Origin of the sequence: Methanocalculus sp. (assembly GCF_029762515.1) — an archaeon.
GTDB lineage: Archaea > Halobacteriota > Methanomicrobia > Methanomicrobiales > Methanocorpusculaceae > Methanocalculus.
Genome location: NZ_JARVGN010000125.1, coordinates 1 through 5498 on the forward strand (window position 1 = coordinate 1; position 5498 = coordinate 5498).

The following is a 5498-nucleotide window of genomic DNA, read 5'->3' on the forward strand; positions in this document are numbered from 1 at the left end:
TTATTGTGTTACTCTTTTTAAATTTTATTTATTTTGATAATACTAAAAATCAAATAGGTATGTTTAAGTTACATTATACGAGATCCCAGTATGGTGTGATGTTATGAACAATCGCATGTTTAGTATTATTTCCGGAGTGCTTTTTATTGCACTCCTCGCAGTTGCGGGATGCGTCGGTGAAGCCGGCCCCTCCGCTTCGACTGCTGAGCCAGAAGAGATGACCCTGACCGATGGCTTCGGGCGGACGGTGACCTTTGGAACCCCGGTTGAGAGCGTCCTCTGTTCAGGCTCAGGCACGCTCCGGTACCTGGTGTATCTCCAGGGCGAGGATCTCGTCGTCGGTGTCGACAGCATCGAGAAGCAGGGAAGGGAAGTTGAAGGGCGTCCCTATGCGCTTATACACCGGGATTGGCTCCAGACATTACCGCTCTTTGGTGAGTACCGTGGAAAGGATGATCCCGAGAAGGTGATTGCAATCGGCCCTGATCTCGTCTTCAAGGGTGGATCAAGTGGGACTGCATATGGCACAAGTGCGGCCGAGGCAGATACCCTCCAGGAGAAGACCGGCATTCCCGTGGTGGCATTTGCATATGGTTCGCTGAGGAACCAGGCTGAGAAGACAGAGATGTACACCGCCCTCCGGGTGATGGGCAAGGCGATCGGACATGATGCCCGTGCTGAAGAGGTGATCGCATACATCGAAGTGGCGATGGCAGATCTGGAAGCACGTACCGGCGATATTCCGGCAGCCGAACAGAAGCGGGTCTATATCGGCGGTGTGAGCGCTGCCGGTGCCCATGGCATCATCTCGACCGAACCGGCATACCCGCCATTCCTCTGGCTGCATGCAGATAATGTCGCATCGGGCCTTGGAACCGCACATGTCGATGTGGCGAAAGAGGCGATCGTGGACTGGGATCCCGAGTACATCTTCATTGATGCGGGTACAACCCGGATGGATAATGAAGGCGCTGTCGGGCAGCTGAGGGATGATCCGGCTCTCAAGGGGCTCTCTGCCGTGAAAGAGGGACGGGTCTATGGAGTGCTTCCGTACAATTTCTATAACACCAACTATGAAACCGTCCTTTCAAATGCCTACTATATTGGCAAGGTGCTCTATCCCGACAGGTTTGAGGATATCGATCCTGTAGAGAAGGGTGAGGAGATCATGGCCTTCTTCGTCGGAAAACCGGTCTTTTCCGAGCTGAACAGCCAGTTCAACAACTTCGGATTCCATCCTGTATCGATCTGAGAAAAGATCCTCCTCTCACCCATCTTTTCGTGCAATGGTGTCTTCAGTGGTTCTCTTCTCTCTTCGAATCGGTTTCATCCGGAAGAGTGCTGCTGTAAAAGGTGCCGCGGGCGCCCCGGTATGACCTGATCTCTTCTGCCTTCTCAAGATCACGCAGAATCTTTGCCACCTCGCCGCCGGACATGCCGGTGAGTGTAATAATATCCTCAATTGTCGAGGGGCGGCGGGAGAGCATCGCGCTGATCATCTCTTTCTCCTCCCCCAGTACGCCCGCTGATCCCGAAACCGGCGGTGAAAGGTTGATGATCTGAGTGATCTCTTCTCCAAGGAGCAACCGTATCCTGTTGAGGTCGGTTTCAGATGCCGCCTGTACCCAGCTCTCCGGGGCGGGGCGGTCGAGCGTGTTCAGCTGTACGCGATCGGGATTGATCGTTTTGATTGCGTCACTGAGCAGGGCGAGCTCTTCATCTGTCGTATTGATCTTTGGAATGATGAAGACCTCAAGCCAGATCTCCCCCCGGTACTCCCGCCTGAACTCTTCCATCCCTTTGATGATTGCGTCGATCGAGAGGGATGGATGGGGGCGGTGGATCGCTTCAAATGTCTCCTGTTTTGCCGAGGTGAGTGTGGGTATCACCCGATCTGCTGCCATCAGCTCTCCCCTCACATCCGGCCGGGTGAGGAGGCTCCCGTTTGTGAGAACACTGATAGTGTATGCAGGAAACTCCTCTTTTACCATAGCAATCACGTTTCCAAGCGAGAGTGAGAGGGTCGGCTCACCTGATCCGGCAAAAGTGACCGAGTCGAGATCCGGGCTTGTGGAGAGGAGGCTCCTGAGTTCTTCCATCACCTCGTCTTCTGGGATGAATGCGGCCCGCTGAACCGTCTGCATGGTGGTCTCCCCGCATTCGCAATAGACGCAGTTGTATGAACAGGTCTTATACGGGATGAGATCGATCCCAAGCGATCTGCCGAGCCGGTGCGATGCTACCGGGCCAAAGATATGCCGATATTTCATCTGCTCCTCCTGCTTCTGGTGACTTGGGTTTCTCCTGAGATAACTGCTTCTTTTGCTGCATGGTATGTACCGGCCTTTCGCCATTTATTCCCCAAAATATGCTTATTATTGCTTATTTTCCAGTAAATGCCGTATGTTGGTTACAGAGACATACTCGATTCATAACAAATTCAAAAAGGATATTCTTATTTAGTCCTTTATCCTACATTGATCTGAGGGAGTATAATGAATCTTAAAATTCGTATTAAACTGCTCCATAACCAACCAGCCGGACTCCGTGGCATCTCCGGCACAATACAGGCAGAGATCAGGGGTGGATAATCCATTGCATTTCGCAGATGGCGAGCTCCCCGAAGATTACCTGAAATATACCCACCGGAAGGTTCTCTGGATACTTGGTGGGATTCTTGCCCTCTTCTTCATGCTCATCCTCTCGATCTCGGTCGGGGCTGTCCAAATTCCTCCCTATGAAGTCTTCATGACCCTGATCGGCCAGAACCTCACCGATAAGTGGGATCGGATCATCTGGAATATCCGGCTCCCCCAGGCGCTTGCGGCGATCATCTGCGGAGCAGGGCTTGCGGTTGCCGGGGTTGCGATGCAGTCGATCCTGAGAAACCCGCTTGCCTCGCCTTTTACGCTCGGTATCTCAAATGCGGGTGCGTTTGGTGCGGCGGTTGCTATCATCTTCCTTGGAACCGGCAGGATGACCTCGACGACTGCGGGTGCGGTGATCATCAATAATCCCTATGTAACAACCATCTGTGCCTTCATCTTCTGCATGCTCGCAACCGTTGCGATCATCGCGATCGCAAAGATCAAGGCTTCATCGCCGGAGGTCGTGATCCTCGCCGGTGTCGCTCTCTCCTCGCTCTTTACCGCAGGGGTGATGTTCCTCCAGTATTTCTCGGATGATGCACAGCTTGCCGCGGTTGTCCACTGGACATTCGGCGATGTCGGGCGTGCCGGATGGCCTGAAGTCTACCTGATGGGGGCGATTGTGATTGTTGCATGTATCTACTTCATCGCAAACCGCTGGAACTACAATGCGATGGATGCCGGTGACGAGACAGCAAAGGGGCTTGGGGTAAATGTCGAGCAGCTCAGGAATGTCGGCATGATCGTTGCCGCACTGGTAACAGCTGTCCTCGTCTCGTTCCTCGGCGTGATCGGTTTTGTCGGGCTCGTCTGCCCGCATATGGTCAGGCGGATCATAGGCGATGAGCAGCGGTACCTGATTCCGGGATCGATTGTGATGGGAGCCCTTCTCCTCCTTGTATCTGATACCGTTGCCAGGCTGATTGTCGCACCCTATGTCCTCCCGGTTGCGATATTAACAGCGTTCATGGGTGCTCCGGTATTCATCTACCTGCTGCTGCGGGGGTATCACCGATGATCCTCAATGTTGATGAACTGAAGTTTATGTACCGGAACAAGGGGATCCTCGACGAGATTGCATTCTCCATCAACGAAGGCGAGATTGTTGCGATCCTCGGCCCAAACGGTGTCGGGAAGACAACACTCCTCAAATGCCTAAACCGGATCCTTGTTCCGAAGCAGGGTGCGGTCTCTGTCTGCGGCGATATGATTGATTCGCTTGAACTGATGGAGATAGCACGGCGGATCGGCTATGTTCCCCAGCGGGTGGAGACCGGCAGACTAACCGGCTTTGATGCCGTCCTCCTTGGCAGGAGGCCGCATATCGGCTGGAATGTTTCTGAGAAGGATCTCAGGATCGTCGAGGCGGCATTCCGGACATTTGGGATCGAGCGCCTCCGCCTCCACTACATCGACGAGATGAGCGGTGGCGAACTTCAGATGGTCGCCATTGCACGGGCGTTTGTCCAGGAGCCGAAGATCCTTCTGCTGGACGAGCCGACGAGTGCGCTTGACCTGAAGAACCAGATCGAGATTTTACATCGGATCACCCATATCGTTACAGAGCACAACATTGCTGTCGTTATGACGATGCATGACCTGAATACGGCTCTTCGGTATGCAGACCGTTTCATCCTTTTAAAGGATCAGTCCATCCATACCTGTGGCGATAAGAATGTTATCACCGCAGATGAGATAGAGGCGGTTTACGGCGTCCCGGTGATGATCGGGGAGCTTGAAGGGGTTCCTTGTGTCATCCCCCGGTGCCTCTGCAATGGAAATGGGAATGGAAAGAAAACGAAGATACCACAGGACGAAGAAGGTAGTACTTATGTGCGAAACTCATGATCACCATCATTTTGACTCAACCGGGAAATACCCGGCATTTGAAGAGTGTGTGACATTCCACGGCCATTCATGCCCCGGACTAGCAACGGGGTACCGTGCCGCCCTTGCCGCAATGCAGGCGCTTTCTGTTGCCCGCCCCTATGATGAGGAGCTTGTGACGGTTGCCGAGACCAATGCCTGCGGTGTTGATGCAATCCAGCTTGTGACCGGCTGCACTGCCGGGAAGGGAAACCTGATCATCCATGATTATGGCAAGCATGTCTTCACCTTCTATTCGCGTGAGAAGAACAAAGGGGTCAGGATCCTGATCAAAAACCGCGATGCGCCAGACAGGGAAGAGATGGATACCCTGCGGAAGAAGGTCTTCTCCGGCACTGCAACTGAGCCGGAAGAGAAGCGGTTCTATGAGCTGATGGCAGAGGCAACCGAGGCAGTTCTCTCAATTCCGCAGGATGAGATGCTCACCGTCACCGAGGTTTCGTTCAATCCGCCAGAGAAGGCCCGGATCTTTACCACCGTCATCTGCCCGGACTGCGGTGAGCCGGTTGCGGATGCAAAGATGCAGACGGTGAACGGCAAGACTGTCTGTGCCACCTGTGCTCTGCCGAAAACAGATTAAAATCCCTTTTTTCCCACGTTAAATGGCCGGATCTTTGTTCGGCGATATCAAAAAAGTCTATATGCTCTCCTCTCCTCTCTCTCCTGTGGTCTGATGTCTGGAAAAAAATTCATGTATGTGGGGTTTGCTGCTATCCTGATCATTGCCTGCTTTCTGGCAGGGTGCATGGGATCTGATGGTACCGGTAAAGAAGAGACGATTGTCATCGGCGGGAAGCCGTTCAATGAACAGTATATCCTTGCCAATATGATTGCCCTTCTGCTTGAGGAAGAGGGATACCAGACAGATATCAGGTCCGGTATGAATGACGCAACCCTTTTTGAGGGGATCAAAAGGGGGCAGGTGGATGTCTATGTCGAATATACCGGTACTGCCTACTCACA

The 5498-nt window shown here is 53.1% G+C and carries 6 protein-coding genes; 5 read left to right on the top strand and 1 reads right to left on the bottom strand.

The genetic code is table 11. The annotated features are described in order from the left end of the window. The first annotated feature begins 103 nt into the window (after positions 1–103). Complete coding sequence (locus QCH34_RS05820; protein ID WP_300331560.1) at positions 104–1252, top strand: iron ABC transporter substrate-binding protein; 1149 nt, start codon at positions 104–106, stop codon at positions 1250–1252. A gap of 43 nt (positions 1253–1295) precedes the next feature. Here QCH34_RS05820 and QCH34_RS05825 read toward each other — a convergent pair whose 3' ends face one another. After that, the gene (locus QCH34_RS05825; RefSeq protein ID WP_300331564.1) at positions 1296–2270 is read right to left on the bottom strand and encodes a radical SAM protein; all 975 of its coding nucleotides are present in this window, start codon (positions 2268–2270) and stop codon (positions 1296–1298) included. A 325-nt stretch (positions 2271–2595) separates the two neighbouring features. Between QCH34_RS05825 and QCH34_RS05830 the strand changes: the two genes are divergently transcribed. The 4 genes from QCH34_RS05830 to QCH34_RS05845 all read left to right on the top strand — a co-directional run. Next, positions 2596–3666, top strand: a complete 1071-nt coding sequence (locus QCH34_RS05830) for an iron ABC transporter permease (protein ID WP_300331567.1) — start codon at positions 2596–2598, stop codon at positions 3664–3666. After that, positions 3663–4496, top strand: a complete 834-nt coding sequence (locus tag QCH34_RS05835; protein WP_300331570.1) for an ABC transporter ATP-binding protein — start codon at positions 3663–3665, stop codon at positions 4494–4496. Before QCH34_RS05830 ends, QCH34_RS05835 begins: the two co-directional genes overlap by 4 nt. Continuing rightward, positions 4480–5115, top strand: a complete 636-nt coding sequence (locus QCH34_RS05840; protein WP_300331573.1) for an FmdE family protein — start codon at positions 4480–4482, stop codon at positions 5113–5115. Before QCH34_RS05835 ends, QCH34_RS05840 begins: the two co-directional genes overlap by 17 nt. 93 nt (positions 5116–5208) lie before the next feature. Further along, positions 5209–5498, top strand: a 290-nt coding sequence (locus QCH34_RS05845) for a glycine betaine ABC transporter substrate-binding protein (RefSeq protein WP_300331578.1), incomplete at its 3' end; no start/stop codon positions are given.